8 protein-coding genes and 1 pseudogene are annotated in these 15,215 nt (G+C 65.5%); 4 read left to right on the forward strand and 5 right to left on the reverse strand.

The genetic code is table 11. The annotated features are described in order from the left end of the window. The first annotated feature begins 33 nt into the window (after window positions 1-33). The gene (locus C457_RS09740; protein ID WP_008094134.1) at window positions 34-948 is read left to right on the forward strand and encodes a DUF106 domain-containing protein; all 915 of its coding nucleotides are present in this window, start codon (window positions 34-36) and stop codon (window positions 946-948) included. A gap of 196 nt (window positions 949-1,144) precedes the next feature. On the opposite strand, the gene C457_RS09745 is transcribed toward C457_RS09740, so the two are convergent. Further along, complete coding sequence (locus tag C457_RS09745; protein ID WP_008094136.1) at window positions 1,145-2,995, reverse strand: asparagine synthase-related protein; 1,851 nt, start codon at window positions 2,993-2,995, stop codon at window positions 1,145-1,147. Window positions 2,996-3,298: 303 nt separating this feature from the next. Here C457_RS09745 and C457_RS09750 point away from each other — a divergent pair, with 303 nt between their 5' ends. Continuing rightward, on the forward strand, window positions 3,299-5,101 hold the full coding sequence (locus tag C457_RS09750; RefSeq protein WP_008094138.1) for a hypothetical protein: 1,803 nt from the start codon (window positions 3,299-3,301) through the stop codon (window positions 5,099-5,101). A gap of 207 nt (window positions 5,102-5,308) precedes the next feature. Here C457_RS09750 and C457_RS09755 read toward each other — a convergent pair whose 3' ends face one another. Further along, window positions 5,309-5,635, reverse strand: coding sequence for a NifU family protein (locus C457_RS09755; RefSeq protein WP_008094140.1), 327 nt, complete (start codon window positions 5,633-5,635; stop codon window positions 5,309-5,311). Between the two features lie 452 nt (window positions 5,636-6,087). Between C457_RS09755 and C457_RS09760 the strand changes: the two genes are divergently transcribed. After that, window positions 6,088-7,608 carry a lipopolysaccharide biosynthesis protein gene (locus C457_RS09760; RefSeq protein WP_008094141.1) on the forward strand — a complete coding sequence of 507 codons (1,521 nt, stop codon included), beginning with the start codon at window positions 6,088-6,090 and terminating at the stop codon, window positions 7,606-7,608. Window positions 7,609-8,064: 456 nt separating this feature from the next. Beyond that, window positions 8,065-10,868: pseudogene (locus C457_RS09765) on the forward strand (hypothetical protein). Window positions 10,869-11,057: 189 nt separating this feature from the next. Here C457_RS09765 and C457_RS09770 read toward each other — a convergent pair. From C457_RS09770 to C457_RS09780, 3 genes are all read right to left on the reverse strand, one after another. Beyond that, the gene (locus C457_RS09770; RefSeq protein WP_049913478.1) at window positions 11,058-12,104 is read right to left on the reverse strand and encodes a DUF1616 domain-containing protein; all 1,047 of its coding nucleotides are present in this window, start codon (window positions 12,102-12,104) and stop codon (window positions 11,058-11,060) included. Between the two features lie 73 nt (window positions 12,105-12,177). After that, window positions 12,178-13,293, reverse strand: a complete 1,116-nt coding sequence (locus tag C457_RS09775) for a glycosyltransferase family 2 protein (RefSeq protein ID WP_008094147.1) — start codon at window positions 13,291-13,293, stop codon at window positions 12,178-12,180. 322 nt (window positions 13,294-13,615) lie between these two features. After that, on the reverse strand, window positions 13,616-14,872 hold the full coding sequence (locus C457_RS09780) for a polysaccharide deacetylase family protein (RefSeq protein ID WP_049913491.1): 1,257 nt from the start codon (window positions 14,870-14,872) through the stop codon (window positions 13,616-13,618). Window positions 14,873-15,215 lie beyond the last annotated feature (343 nt).

Raw genomic sequence — 15,215 nt, forward strand, 5'->3', positions numbered from 1 at the left:
GCTTTTTAATGTTAACTCATCTACAATTACTGGATGGACGATACTGCACTCGAATCGCTGGTGCGGGACGACATCGGTGGTCGGGCGCTCGCGAGCGTCCTCGCGCACGCGGAGCGCGGCGATGGAACTCTCACGTACGACGCTGTGAGCGATGCTGTCGACGCTGAGACGTGGGGTCGGCTGCTCAGTACCGGCGTGCTCGTGGCCGCTGACGGCGTGTTCGTCGTCGACGACCCACCGGCCGTTCGGGACGCACTCGCCGACGCGGGTATCGAGGTCGGTGCTGCGACCGCTCAGCCCGCTCCGACGACTGACGAATCGGCGTGGAGACCGGTCGACAAACTCGCCGGAGCGGGCGCAATCACCCTCGTGGCCGGCTATCAGGTGCCAGCCATCAAAGCGGCGATTGTCGGTCCGATGGACCTCGTCCTCGGGCCGCTCGCCGGGGTGCTCCCGTTCCCGCTGCTCGTCGTCGTTCTCGCGACGGCGGTTGCGCTCGTCTCGACGGGCTTCCGTCGCCGGTTCCTCGACGAGGACGGAATGGACGCACAGAGAGAGCAGATGCAACGGGTTCGAGAGAAACTCAGCACCGCGAAGCAGCGCGGGGACGATGCCGCCGTGGAACGTCTCACCGAGCGTCAGCAGGAGCTGATGCGAGACCAACTCGGGACGATGAAAAACAACCTCCGGCCGATCGCGTGGTCGATGCTCATCACGGTGCCCGTCTTCCTCTGGCTGTCGTGGTTCGTGATGAACCCCGCAGGCGCCATCGTCACGGCCGCGCCGGTGATTCCGATAGCCGACCGCATCATCTGGAGCGCGCGGTTAGTCGGACCGATGCAAGTTTGGATGGTGTGGTACTTCGTGAGTTCACTCGTCTCCAACCTGTTCGTCAAGCGAACAGCTAGCCGGCTGTTCGACCAGAACCCCGCCCAGAACCCCGCGTGAGGAGCGCAGTCGGTGGTCTCCAGCACGCGCCGTTGTCACCGCCGGCTGTGGCTCCTGTGGCTGTACTCTCTGCTTCGGTAGCTACTCGTTGCTTCGGTAGCCGCTGCCGCCGCGCCGTCCGCCTCCTGTAGTTCTGACGCGCTCCACGCGACCGACGGTCCGACCGAAAAAAGCGTGCTGAGTGTCTCTTCCGGCCTCAGTCGGCCGGTTGCGGCGTGTCTTCGGCTTCCGTCGTACCGGCGGCACCCTGCTCGGTCGCACGGTCCTCGCGGTCGATGTACTTGCGAACCCAGAGTTCGCCGGTGATGATGCCGGAGATGGCGCTCATGTGTTCGGCCTCGCCCGTGAGTTCCTCGCGCTGGAGGCGTCGAATCTCGTCGGCGTCGAAGTACGGGCGCTCGCAGGCGGAGTTGAGCAGGTCGTCGATGCGCTCGCGGAGCGCGCGGTTCGTCCGGTACCAGTCGCCGATGGTCGAGCGACCGCCGTAGGTGTGCACGTCGCCGATGAGGCGCTCGCGGATGCGGTCCACCGAGGTGCCGACGACGAAGCCGGCGGCGTGTTGCCACATCGGGCGCGCCGGCGGGACTTTCGTCCGCTCGTAGGGGATGTCCGCGAGTCGGCTGTCGAGGCGGCGGACCAGTTCGACCTTCGGGTAGGCCGTCCCGGCGGGTATCTTCCCGTTGGTGAGGGGAATCGAGCCGACGCGGTGCGACAGCGGCATCCGCGTCACGGCTTCGAGGAACTCGGTGTCGCTGAAGGGGACCCGGGTTCCGGCTTGGCTCTCGGCGATGGGGTTGCTGGCGAAGTCGCACCGCGGGAAGTAGTTGCGGTAGTAGCAGTCCATCGCGGTGCTGTAGAGGTCCGGCTGGTCGCTCTTGCGCACCTCCTCGCGGTAGGTCGTCATCGGGTCGAACTCGGTCCGCAGGAGCCGGCGGGCGTCGTCCACGTCGATTCGGTGTTTCGCGCGGTAGAGCGCCGCCTCGGGGGATTTGCTTCCCTCGACGGCGGCCCGGCCGATGCCGTCGCCCATCATCCCGCCCTGTCCGCAGCCCTCGATGAGCACGTCGGGCATGTCTTGGATGTTGAACACGTTCGCGAGGTTGACGAACGTCGAGAGGCCGACCATCCCGCTCGTCAGTTGGACCGATTTGTCGAGCGAGTCGACGAGCGCGTTCGACTCGACGGGCACACGCCTGTTTTCGAGGCCGAGCACCTCGGAGACCTTCGCGGCGAGTTCGAGGTTGCTCCCGTTCGCGGGGTTCGAGTCGTAGGTGTAGGTCGTGAGGTCGTGGTAGCGGCTGAGTTCTCCGGCCATCGAGCGACTGTCGAGGCCGCCGGAGAGCCACAGGCCGATGTCGCCGTCTATCGTGTCGGCCATGTCGGCGATGACCTCCTGATAGGCCGCGGTGAGGTCGTCGAGGTAGGAGTCGTCGGGGCTCTGTTCGAACGTGTGGTGCCAGTACGACTCGATTTCGGGGCCCGTATCGGCCCGGTAGTCGAGGACGGACCCCGAGGGGAGGAACTTCACGCCCTGCACGAGCGTCTTGTCGCCCCAGACGTGCCCGATCATGAGGAGGTCGCTGATGGCGCGCTCGTCGACCTGCGGGTCGTCCAAGAGGGTCGTCAGCGCGCCGACTTCCGTCCCGAAGGCGAACGGCTCGCCCGCGACGTAGAAGCACTGTCGCGTCCCGAGTTTGTCGCTGGCGAGTACGACGCGCTCTGCGTCGCCGTCGACGCCGACGACGAGGAACGAGCCGTCGAGTTCGGGGAGGAGCGCGTGCGGGTCCTCGAACAGCCGGTCGAACAGTCCGTCGGCGTCGAGGGCGAGTTCGTCGAGGTTCGTCACCGCGCCGTATATGGCTCCCACGCGCGAGCCGTCCTCCCAGACGGTGCAACCCTTGGGGTCTCTCGCGCCGTGGTGGAGGACCGAGACGCCGAAGCGGCCGGTCGACCGCGTCGCCGACTCGTACCAGTCTTCGTGGTGGAGTTCGGCCGCGCAGGCGTCGAGCGTCGCCGCGTCGAGCGCGCCGCCGACGAAGCCGGTCATCGAAGACCCTCGCGTCCGGTTCGCTCGGCGGTCTGTGGCGTGACTACTGTGAGTGACATCGTTGCCCGATATCCGCGTGCGTCGGGTTTTGTTATCACGCGCCTATACGGCCGCGCGGCGGCGTCGAGCGCCGTCGAACCGACCGGAACCGAGGCTCGAACGGGTCTCTGTGCCGGGGAGACCCCTCGGTGCTCGGCTCTTCGACGGCTGGCAGTCCGAAACGGGGAGAAGAACGTCCGTACCGCCCGGAGATACCGATTACGTTCTCAATAACAAACTACGCTACTCGCCTTCTCTCACGGGATGAAGCAACGTGATTCGCGGCTCACGAGAACACTCCTCCTCGTCGGATTTCTCGCGATAGCCGTCGGTATCCTCGTCGCTCGCGCGTCGCCAGCGCGCGCGTACGAGGTCTCGATTTACCAGTCGACCCCGGTGGTCTTCTGGGTCGGCGTGGCGGTGGCGGTGCTGACCGCGTTGGTCGTGGTCGTTCGCGCCCCGAACAGTCGGTTCGCGGCCGGTGGGGTGGGGCTGGCGGCCCTCGCGATAGCCGCGGTCTCAGCGCTTCCGCTCGTCCGGGAGTACTACTTCTACGGGTTCAACGACTCGTTGACGCACCTCGGCTGGGCGAAGTCGCTCGTCTCGGAGACGCTGACGCCGCTCGAAATCGTCTACCCGAGCGGCCACGTCTCCGCTGGGATGTTCAGCGCCGCCCTCGGCGTCGAAATCACTACCGCGATGATGCTCGTGGTGTTTTTCGTCTCGGTCGTCTACCTCGTGTTCGTCCCGCTCATCGTCTCGCTCGTCGTCCCCGACCGCCGGGCGGTCCTCATCGCGATGTTCTCGGCGCTGTTGTTCCTGCCGGTGAACCTCAACGGGTTCAAGCTCATGTTCTTCCCCTACTCGCTGGCGTCGTTCCTCGGACTGGTGCTTCTGTACCTCTTCTTCAAACACCAGTTCTCCGGCACCGACGCCGCCGAGAGCCGGTGGCGCGGCCACGTCACGCCCGTCTCCGTCCTGTTCGCCATCGGGACGGTCGCGCTGGTGTCGTACCACCTGCAGGTCGCCGTCAACTACCTCGTGTTGTTCGCCGTCGCCGCGGCCATCCAACTCGTCCAGCGCTGGCGGACCCCGGACGCCGTGGCCGAGCAGCGACCGGTCTACGGCCTGACGCTCGTCTTCGCCGCGGCGTTCGTCTACTGGCTGACGCAGTACACCGTCGGCTTCTCGACGGGCGGCCTGTTCGTCGAGGGCGTGCTCGGGATTCTCTCGGGAAGCTCCGAGGCCGGAACGGCAATCTCCCAGCGCACCGGTTCCGTGACCGCCGTCGGCGGCGGCATCTTCGACGTGTTCGTGAAGCTGTTCCTCGTGAACGCGGTGTACGCCCTGATTACATTCGGCGTCTTCCTCGGCGTCCTGTTCGGGCGGCTCCCGAAGCTGTCGGGTCAGGGCCGGTCGGTCCTGCGGACGCTGACGTTCAGTCTCGTCGTGTTGGTGCCGTACTTCTTCGCGCACCTCCTCGGCGTCATTTCGGAGACGAATTTCTTCTTCCGCCACGTCGGCTTCGCGATGATTCTCGCGACCATCGTCGGGAGCGTCGGGCTGTTCTACGCGTTCGAGTGGCTCGCACGGACGAGCTACTGGTCGAAGTACGGGTCGGCGGTCAAGGCGGGTACGCCCGTCGTGACGGCACTCGTCATCGGGCTCACGCTCATGGTGATGTTCCCGTCGCCGTACATCTACCTCCCCTCGAACCACGTCCCCGCCCAGCAGATGAGCGCGTACGACACCGCCTTCGAGATGTCCGACGAAGACATCCGCTACGTGGGCATCCGCGGGAATCCCGACCGCTTCGCCGAGGCGCTGCCCGAGCGAACCACGCCGGCGCTCGGTTTCACGACGCCCGACGAGGCGCTTTCCGACCTGCCGAGCTACTACGACGGCCCGCGGTATCTGATGGTCTCGAAGACCGACTACGACCGCGAGGTGGTCGCGTACCGCGAACTCCGCTACTCCGGGGCGAACCTCACGGCCGTCCAGAACCAACCGAACGTGAACCGCGTCATGTCGAACGGCGCGGCCGACCTCTACTACGTGTCCGGGTAGCGACACGGAGTCTGATTTTTCGTTTCACGACGACACCGGTGGCGGGACCGTCGGTTTGCCGGTGCTGCCGCTGTTTCTCTCCCTTGCTTCCTCGTCCACTTCGAACCGGAGACGCATCTCTCGGATTCGAGTGCGTCGCGGCCGCGTCGCGGCCACTTCCGAGCCGCGGGTCAGAAAAACGGTGAGGGAAGTCGACGGCCCACCGGCTCAGAACGGCGGGCTGTAGTCCTCGTACTCTTCCATCTGTTCCATCTCGTCCGTCTTCGACGGCATCACGGCGGCCCGCGGGCCGCCCGCCCGCCGCACGGTCACCGAGGACACGTCGTCGACTTCGTCGGCGATGCGTCTCTTGATGGCCTTCATCGTCATCGGCGCGATGCCGCATCCGGAGCACGCGCCGCCGATGGCGATGGTGACCTCGCCGGTCTCGTCGTTCACGTCCTCGATTTCGAAGTGCCCGCCGTGTTCCTGAATCTGCGGGACGTTGTTGCTCAGGTAGTTTCGGGTCTGCCGTTCGAGTGATTGCGCGCTCATAGGCGTTCGTCGATACGGCCTCATTTGTAATAAATCTGGGTTATTAGGGGTGCCTAAATACGAGCGATTCAGGGCTCGTGTGGCTATTTTAGGTCATACGAACTTTCTGAACTCGGTTTATTATCACTTTTCGAGCACCCTAAAACACCGCGATTTTCAACTTCCGAGCCGGCACGGATATTCCTCGCGCTCATCGGTGCGTGCTGAATGTCACCGCACGGCTTCGGGCCGCCGACCCGGTCTCGCCGCTCGTCGCCTCCCACCGCCCGACCGTTCTCGTTTCATCCCCGGTCAAACAGCGCCTAATTCTCGCGGCCGCGGGACCCGCGACCCCGCCGGAATCCAGTAGCGAGTCAATAATTAATCGGCTCCTGAGCCGATGTGTAGCCGAGTGTTACCGTTCGTGAATACGCCGGGTCCTCGCCGAAGCGGCGACCCGCGAGGTGCGTTCGATGAGAGATAAGATTCGCTCGGTCGTCCGGACGATTCGCCGCCGGTTCGTCCCCGGCGACGACGACAGCGACCTCACGGAGCGGACGGTGAAAAGCGGGATGTGGGTCTCGGCGATGAACGTCCTCGACCGGGTGCTGAAGGTCGTCATGTTCATCGTCCTCGCGCGGTTGCTCGGCCCCGAGGCAATCGGGCTGATGGGGATCGCGCTCCTCACCATCTCGGCGCTTCTGAGCCTGACGAACCTCGGCATCGACGCCGCGCTCATCCAGCGCGTCGACGACGACGTGGACGAGTACCTGAACACGACGTTCACGCTCGAACTCCTCCGCGGCCTGCTGATGAGTTCGATTCTCTACCTCGCCGCCCCGTCGCTCGCCTCGCTGTTCGGCGAACCCGCCGCGCGGGACCTCATCCGTACCATCGCGTTGGTCCCGATTTTCCTCGCGCTGCGGAACCCCGCGATGGTCTACTTCAAGAAGGACCTCGCGTTCCACAAGGAGTTCGCCTACCGGGTCAGCGGCACGACGGCCTACGTCGTTGTCGCGCTCGGCTACGCCGCGGTCAGCCCGACGGTCTGGGCGCTCATCTTCGGCTACCTCGCCGACGCCAGCGTCCGGTCGGTCGTGACCTACTTCCTGCACCCGTATCGCCCCCGCCCCGCGCTAAACCGCGCGTACGCCGCCGAACTCATCGGCTACGGGAAGTGGGTCACGGGGTCGTCCATCGTCGAGTTCCTCTACGGACAGGGCGACGACGCGGTCGTCGGCTGGCTCCTGACGGCGACCTCGCTCGGCTACTACCAGCTCGCCTACCGCATCTCCAACGCGCCGGCGACCGAAATCGCCGTCGTCGTCTCCAGCGTGATGTTCTCGACCTACTCGAAGCTTCAGGAGGACCAACGCGCCCTCCGCGAGGCGTTCTTCAGCACCTTCCGGCTCACCGCCTTCGTCGCGCTGCCGATGTCGGTCGGCATCTACCTCGTCGCGCCCGCCTTCGTCGGGGCGTTCCTCGGCGAGGACTGGCTTCCGATGGTGCTCGCCATGCAGATTCTCGTCGCCTACGGGCTCTTTCGGACGCTCTTCGCGACGTTCAACCCCGTCTGGCGCGCCGTCGGCCGTCCCGACGTCCAGACCAAACTCGGCTTCCTCAGGGTTGCCCTGCTCGCGATAGCCATCGTCCCCGCGACGAGCGCCTACGGCATCGAAGGGACCGCCCTCGCGGTCACGGGCATCCTCGCGTTCCCGATGGTCCCGCTCTACGCGCGCGAGATGAAACGAACGCTCGGCACGACTTACCGCCGGTTCCTCCGGGAGCTCTCGTACCCCGTCGCTGCCAGCGGCGCGATGGCGCTGGCGGTCCTCGCGGCGCAGAACCGCGTCGGGTCGCCCCTCGTCGAGTTCGCGCTCCTCGTCGCCATCGGCGTCGTCGCCTACGCCGTCAGCGCGGCGTCGCTCATGACGCTCTTCGACTGGCGGGTCAAACAGAACCTCCGCGAACTCGTCTCGGTGATGTCGAAGTGAGGCGGGCGTTCGGCCGCCCCACCGGAACCCGGCGAGTGGTCGATTCGACTGACTCTCATTGCTAGCTGAACCTCGGCCGTGAATCAAACCTATCAGAACTCCGTCAGAATATGTGGGTACGGTGAAACGAACGCCCTCGCAAGATTCGGTGGGAGCGTAATTACCAGTTCATAGATTGATTATCTGACGAGGAGAGACGTTTCACGGACCGATTCTAATTCGACACCGGATGTCGATTTGACCCGTATAGTACCGATTAAGTGGTCGTTTTTGACTGCCAATTTGGTCGTATATACATCTATAATTGATATCTTTTTGAGAGAATATAAGGTGTGTCTCTGGAATGCAACTGGTAACTAACTGGCCTCCATCCGAATCAATTCCGTAAGTAATCGTAGCTAACCTGATTATACCTCGCAATAATGATTATCACCTTAACGAGGGCTTTCCTCGGGTATGGTACGACTAACCGATGGAGATGACGACGAATCTGCGGCGGATTCAGACTCCATCCTCGAATCGCAACTCAACAGGCGGAACTACCTCAAACTCGGTGCGGCGGCCGCATCGACTGCCCTCTCTGCCGGCGTCGCGTCGGCTGCGTCTGGACCAGAGGAGCGCTTCGGTATCCAATGGGACCGCGTCGTCAACGCGGTGGACGACCTTGGAATGGACCCCAACGGAAACGAACCGATAGACGACCAACTCGACGCCGCGTACGGGAGCGGGACGCTCATCGAATTCCCTCCGGGTGAGTATCTCGCCACCGAGACGCAGTACTGGAACGACGACGTCTCCCGCTTCGGGATGGTCGGCACCGGCAGTTCCCACAAGGACGTGCAGTTCGTCTTCCCGTCGGGCAACAACGGCGAGAAGTACCGGTTCCTCGAAATCACGAGCGGGGACCACCACGTCCTGAAGAACTTCTCCATCCAGCAGACCGACGACGACACCACCACGGCGGACATCTGGATGATAAACGACGACGGCGGCCTCATCGAGGACGTCGAGTGGCTCGGCCGCACCCCCACCGACAACAACGCCCGCCGCCAGCTCCTCGCGTACGACTGTTCCTCCGTCGACGGCGTCAACGTCGCCCGCCGCGTCTACATGCGCGAGGGTGCCGAACTTCCCGGCTACCCCGACGGCGTCGCGGGTATCCGCGTGCAGGGCGGTTCCGTCGGCGAGATTCGCCTCGTCGACTGCCACATCGAACAGCGCGGGTCGTCGTCGTTCCGCGCGACCCACACCCGCGGGGTCCTCCGCGTCGAGGGCGGCCTGTTCAAGAACNGTCGTCGTTCCGCGCGACCCACACCCGCGGGGTCCTCCGCGTCGAGGGCGGCCTGTTCAAGAACAACGACAACACCAACATGCGCATCTCCGCGGGCGACCACCCCGACAAGACCTCGTGGATCAAGGGCGCGACCGTCATCATGGACGCGGACAACCTCAACGAGCACGCCCGCGACGGCGACAGCCTCGACAGTCCCGAGGGCCTCCGCATCGACTCCACCGGCAACGGCTACGCCGGCGTCCTCATCGAGGACTGTGACTTCATCTTCAAGTCCTGTCCCACCTCGCGCGGCATCGTCTCGTCGCCGACGTGGGCCGGCCACGGCGGCTTCACCCTGCGTAACTGCCGCATCCAGAACGACACGTCGGTCCAGACGATTCACGCCGACTCCGTCGACACCGACACCGCGGACAAGCCGTGGGGCGTGAACCTCGAGAACGTCTCCATCACGGGGAGTACGCGGTCCCAGCCCGCCGGCGCGGCGGTCTGCATCGACAACGACCGCAACGGCTCGACCGTCCAGAACAGCTGTATCCACTTCCCGAACGGCGACGTGGACGGCGTCCTCGTCAACGACGCCACGAGCTGCGAGATTCTGGACTCGAACATCAACGTCTCCGGGCAGGCGACGGTGTTCAGCGGGGCCGACGTGGACACGAGCAACATCACGAGCAGCGACTCCTGTCCGCTCCCGAGCGCCGACGGGAGCACCGGCGGCGACTCGTCGACCACGGACGACTCGACCGATTCGACGACCGACGATTCGACGACTGACTCGACGGACGACTCGACGACCGAACCCCTCCCGAACGAGATTCGCCTCGTCGGCACGGGCACGACGACCCAGTACGAGTTCACCGTGACGGACTCGCTGCAGGCGTCGGGCGACACCATCGAGGAGTGGGACGACATCTCCAGCGGCACCGCGACCGGCTGGATTACGACCGAGGGCGTCGAGGACACCTACACGTTCTCCGGCGACGTCGACTCGTTCTCGTTCCTCGAAGGCGAGTGTGAGATTTACGTCAACGGCGAGCAGGTGACCGAGAGTACCGTCACGGACGCCACGACGGACTCGACGACCGATTCGAGCACGGACGACTCGACGGACGGTTCCACGACGGACTCGACGACCGACCTCTCGCACGAACTGCGCCTCGTCGGCACGGGTACCCAGACCCAGTACGAGTTCACCGTCAGCGACGCGCTCGAAGCCTCGGGCGACACCGTCGAGACGTGGGACACCATCGACGGCACCTCCGCCAGCGGCTGGATTACGACCGAGGGCGTCGAGGACACGTTCAACTTCGCGGGGAGCGTCACCTCCTTCGGCTTCGTCGAAGGCGAGGCCGAGATTTACGTCGACGGCGAGCAGGTGACCGAGAGCACGGTCACCGACGCCACGACCGATTCCTCGACCGATTCGAGCACGGACGGCTCGACGGATTCGACGGACGACTCCACCGACAGCCAGAACGAACTGCGCCTCGTCGGCACCGGCGTCGAGACGCAGTACGAAGTCAGTGTCAGCGGCACGCTCGAGGCCTCGGGCGACACCGTCGAAGAGTGGGACGACGTGTCCGAAAGCTCCGCGACGGGGTGGGTGACCACCGAGGGCGTCGACGACACGTTCACCTTCACGGGCACGATTACGTCGCTGTCGTTCCTCCAGGGCGAGGCCGAGGTCTACGTCAACGGCACGCGGGTCGACCCCAGCGTGTTCTCGCTGCCGAACACCCTCGTGGTCGAGGGCGACGGCACGGAGACGACGTACGACTTCATGGTCTCCGGCGACATCCTGAACGACCCGCTCGTCGGGCCGACCGAGAGCGACGACAGCGTCACCAACGGCAAGGTGACGGGCTCCGTCACGGACAACGTCGACGCCTTCCGGTTCTCGGGTGACATCAAGAAGATGAACCTGACCGGCGACGCGGCGCTGACCTTCGAAGACAACGACGGCTGAGACGACAGCACGGCAGAATAGCGAACCAGTAGACGGCGCGTCGCTCGCACGGTGACGCCGCAGGCAGCAGAGGCACCCAGTTTTCGCGTTTCGACGCGGTTTTCTCCGTTTTCCCCGCGCGTCCGAGCGACCGCCGCGTCCGGCGACGCAGTACGCCGAGAACTGAGTTCGGACGTCAGTACGACGCGGTTACGCCGCGTCGTCGCTGGCGGCCGTGTCTTCAGTCGGTTCCTCGGTCACGGTCAGCCAGACGTACGCCGAGCGGTACGCCGTGTCGGTACTCGGCTCCGCCGGCGCGTCGCCCTCGTACAGGAAGTAGGTGAGCCGGAGATCCTCGCCGGTCAGCTCCGGGGCGAAGATATGGCGGGCCTGCCACGTCTCGCCGTCTCCGACGGTCTCCGTCCGCGACCCGAGGACCTGCCGCTCGACGACCGTCGTCTCGCCGTTCACCCGCTCGACGCGCTGGAGTTCGGCCACGAGCGTGTAGCTCGTCGCCTCCCCCTCGGCGTTCTCGACGGAGACGAACAGTTCGGTCTGCTCGCCCACCGTTAGTTCCTCGGGGTAGTCGGCGGCGACGAACTCGCCGTCGGCGTCCCGCGTGAGAAGCGACAGGCTCGAATACGACTCGCCCGTCCCCGGTGCGACGAGCGCGTAGCTCAGGCTCGCGACGGCAAGGAGGACGGCGAACGCGAGCGCGACGTTCAGGAGCGAGTCGACCCGAGAGGACTGGTCGAACGACCGGACCACGTCGGCGTACCAGCGCCGAATCGGGACGTGAAAGCGCTCTCCCTCGGGGAGTCGCCGCCGCCGTACCTCGCCGACGGCGAGGCCGCCGACGATGATTGCCGACAGCGCGAGCAGGACGGGCGCGGCGTTCAGTCCGACGCCAGCCCAGAGGAGCGCCAGGCCGACCACCGGCAAGAGCGCGACGCTCATCCCGAAAGCGAGCGCAAATCGCTCCGTGAGGCCGAGGTCCGGCTGCCACTCGAACCGGCCGAACGACGGTCCCTCGCCCGGATTGCCCGACGACCCGGCGGGAAACAGCGCGAGCAACAGCGCGTAACCGGGAAGAAATAGCAGCACGGGGAGTCCGACGAGGGCTTGGACGGTCGGCACGACGTCGAGAACCGCAACGAGGCTACTCGAGACGACGACGAGGAGCGCAGTGGGCACGTCCAACGAGAGTTCGTCGAGTGCCTGGTTCAACCGTCCTTTTCTGTGTGATGTAGACTCCATTACCGGTTATATGACGCGACTAGGCTGTTGTTATTGAGCACCTCACACCCCTGATTTCGGCGGTACGAGGTGACTAACTCCCGACTATCTCGCGACCGTCTGGTTCCTTCTCAGCTCTCTCGTCGCTCTCGTCGGCACCGCCGACGCGGGACGACGGCTGTGCCCCGTTCGACGCGCCCCGCTCGAACGACGCGGACGGCTCCGCCGCGACTCGCAACCGTTCGTTCTCGCGGCTGTCGAGGACCATCGCGCCGCCGAGTGACCCGAGGCCGACGAGGAGTCCGGTGAGGGACTGCCGACCCGGTCGGTCCTTCGACGCGACCCCGCCGACCAGTCGGAGCGCGCCGGCGAGGACGCTCACGACGCCGAGCGCGTAGAGGACGGCCACCGGGTGAACGCCGCCGTCGAGGTATCGAACGCGGAGTCGCCAGACGAAGTCCCTGAGCAGGAGGAACGACAGCCCGGGGACGAACGTCGAGTACCTGATACCGCTTTCTTCGTCGCCGTAGCGCGCGCGCATCGGCACGGTGGCGACGCGCTTTTCGGCGACGTTCAGGTTCACGAGCAGGTCGTTCAGGAAGCCGTACTGGTCGTACAGCCGGTCGAAATCCAGCTCCGAGAGCGCCTCCGCCGAGATAGCCGTGTAGCCGTTCTGCGGGTCGCGGATGTGCCAGTAGCCGCTGGCGATGCGCGTCAGCCCGGACAACAGGAGGTTGCCGAACAGCCGCCACGGCGGCATCCCCCGGCGGGTGTCCCGCGCGGCGAGTCGGTCGCCAACGGCGTAGTCGGCGTCTCCGTCGACGACGGGGTCGATGATGGCGGGCATGATATCCGGGTCCATCTGTCCGTCGCCGTCCATCACGACGACGATGTCCATCCCGTCGGCGAGGGCGCGTTCGTAGCCGGTCTTGACGGCCGCGCCGCGCCCGCGGTTGACCGGGTGTCGAATCGGGACGACGCGCCCGTCGAGCGACGCGCCGCCGTCGGCCGCGGCGACGACCGGTTCGGCCGCTCGCTCGTTCGCGCGCGCCGCGTGCCGCCGAATCTCCTCCCACGTCCCGTCGGTCGAGCGGTCGTCGACGACGTACGCGCGGTCGACGAACGCGGGGAGCGTGTCGACGACGCCGCCGACGAACCGCGCCTCGTTGTACGCGGGCACGACGACGCCGACGGCGTTACCGCGGTACATCGCCCCTCGCGTGCGACCCCTGTGTTGAACGCGGCGTGTCGACCGGTCCGCCGCCGTCGGGCGTGTCGTCCCGCGGCCGCGAATCGAGTTGGAGAGTGCGTAGGAACATCGATACTTCGACCCGGTGATTGGGCCGTTCGGGTCTTTGTTAGTCGTCAGCAACACGTATGCAAAGCCGAATTTCAGGCGTTTAGGACGGTTAGAACGGTTGTCTAACGTTCACGAAACCGCGACTAATCGAATCCGTATCACGTCCGTCGAGACTGTCTTGAAAAGCAGCATGTCGCCGTACTCGGGCCGGCGTGCCGGGCGAACCGCCGCGTCAGATGGTGTTTCGGATCGAGTCCCAGTAGCTCGACGCGGTGACCACGTCTAGCCCGAGTTCGTCGATGTAGTCTATCGTCTCGGCGAACGCCGCCGGGCTGACGGAGCGTCCCTCTCCGGTCACGTCGTGGTACATGAGCACCGCGAGCTGGTTGTACTGGGCGGCGAAGTCGAGCGCCTTCTTCGCCTTCTGTACGTCGTCACCGTCGGTCCGGCCGACGATTTGCGGGTCGGATATCGCGCCGGTCGGTCCCCCGACGGTCACGAACCCGAGGTAGTGGTAGTCGCTCGCGACGTCGAGCGCTGACTCGTTGTACCGGCCGTACGGCCAGATGATGAAGTCGGCCCCGCGTTCGAACCCGTTTTCGACGAGCCACGCCTTCGACTCCCTGATGCTCGCGCGCTGGTCGGCCGGCGAGAGGACGCGGAACGAGTCCGACTGCTGGGGGTGGCTCACCATGTCCCACCCCGATTCGACCATCTCGTCCATCCCCGACCGCGGGATGCGGTGGCTCGACCCGACGGTCCACGGGATGACGCCGACGACGCCGGGGAAGCCGTGGGACTCCAGTATCGGATACGCCGTGTCGTACTGGCTCCGGGTGTTGTCGTCGAACGTTATCATCACCGCGCCCGCGCCGGCCCGCGGTTTGGCCCGGAGCGAGTCGACGTAGAACCGCGCCGCGGTACCGCCGCCGGTGTACATCTGGATGCTTATCTCGGTGACGTTCGTCAGGTCCGGCGACCCGGTGACGCGCTGTGGCCCGAGGTCGAGGCGCTGCCAGCCTGCCTTCCAGATGTGCCGACCGAGAAGCAGCGTGTTGTCGTAGTCGGGCGCGGCGAGGCGAACCGTGATGCCCTCGGTGTCGGGCGTTTCGAGGTTGACGGCCAGCGAGAGGTCGGCCTCCGAGAGGTCGATACCGTCCTCGAACGTCCGGTAAATCCACACCCGCTCGTCGTCCGGCGTCGCTTCGAGCCGGAGCGACTGCGCCCCGCAGTAGACGACGTCCTCTTCGACGGCGTACCGCCCCGCAAACGTCCCCCAGAGCCGTTCGTCCTCGAAGTCGTCGACGAGCCATCCAACGTCTCTGAACCGCTCTCGGCTGTTGAACGCGACCGCCAACGGGTCGCCCGCCGCGTCGACGCTCGGGTCGTCGTAGCTGAACCGCGGCGTCGGTACCGGCGGCTCGCTCGTCGCGGTCGCTTCGGGAGTACCGGCTGATTCACCGCCCCTCGCGACGCAGCCGCTGAGCACGGCGGCGCTCAGTCCGAGATACGAACGCCGTGATAGTTTCATACGGACAACTGTCGTCACGAGTCGATAGTAATGCCACTCGTAATTTCCGTAGCCACGGACTGACGGCGTCGGAAACCGCGAATGTCGCCGATTTTGACCTGTTTTTCGCACAGTCTCTCGCCCGTTTCGTCGCCGCAGACCCGTCCGGATTCAGGGGCTTTCGCCCCGCCACCCCCGGTTACACACCGTTTACCAATCACCTCCCCGGTCCAACTGACGGGAAACATGTGTAACCGACGTCGGTCCCTCTCTCTCCAACTCTCGTCTCGCCCTTCGAGGCGACCCGCCCCCGACGCTCGAC

The organism is Haloferax prahovense DSM 18310, assembly GCF_000336815.1.
Lineage (GTDB): Archaea > Halobacteriota > Halobacteria > Halobacteriales > Haloferacaceae > Haloferax > Haloferax prahovense.

Excerpts from the sequence above, each read along its gene's own strand:
- C457_RS09740 (WP_008094134.1), top strand. The coding sequence starts at position 34 with ATGGACGATACTGCACTCGAATCGCTGGTGCGGGACGACATCGGTGGT.
- C457_RS09745 (WP_008094136.1), bottom strand. The coding sequence starts at position 2,995 with ATGACCGGCTTCGTCGGCGGCGCGCTCGACGCGGCGACGCTCGACGCC.
- C457_RS09750 (WP_008094138.1), top strand. The coding sequence starts at position 3,299 with ATGAAGCAACGTGATTCGCGGCTCACGAGAACACTCCTCCTCGTCGGA.
- C457_RS09755 (WP_008094140.1), bottom strand. The coding sequence starts at position 5,635 with ATGAGCGCGCAATCACTCGAACGGCAGACCCGAAACTACCTGAGCAAC.
- C457_RS09760 (WP_008094141.1), top strand. The coding sequence starts at position 6,088 with ATGAGAGATAAGATTCGCTCGGTCGTCCGGACGATTCGCCGCCGGTTC.
- C457_RS09770 (WP_049913478.1), bottom strand. The coding sequence starts at position 12,104 with ATGGAGTCTACATCACACAGAAAAGGACGGTTGAACCAGGCACTCGAC.
- C457_RS09775 (WP_008094147.1), bottom strand. The coding sequence starts at position 13,293 with ATGTACCGCGGTAACGCCGTCGGCGTCGTCGTGCCCGCGTACAACGAG.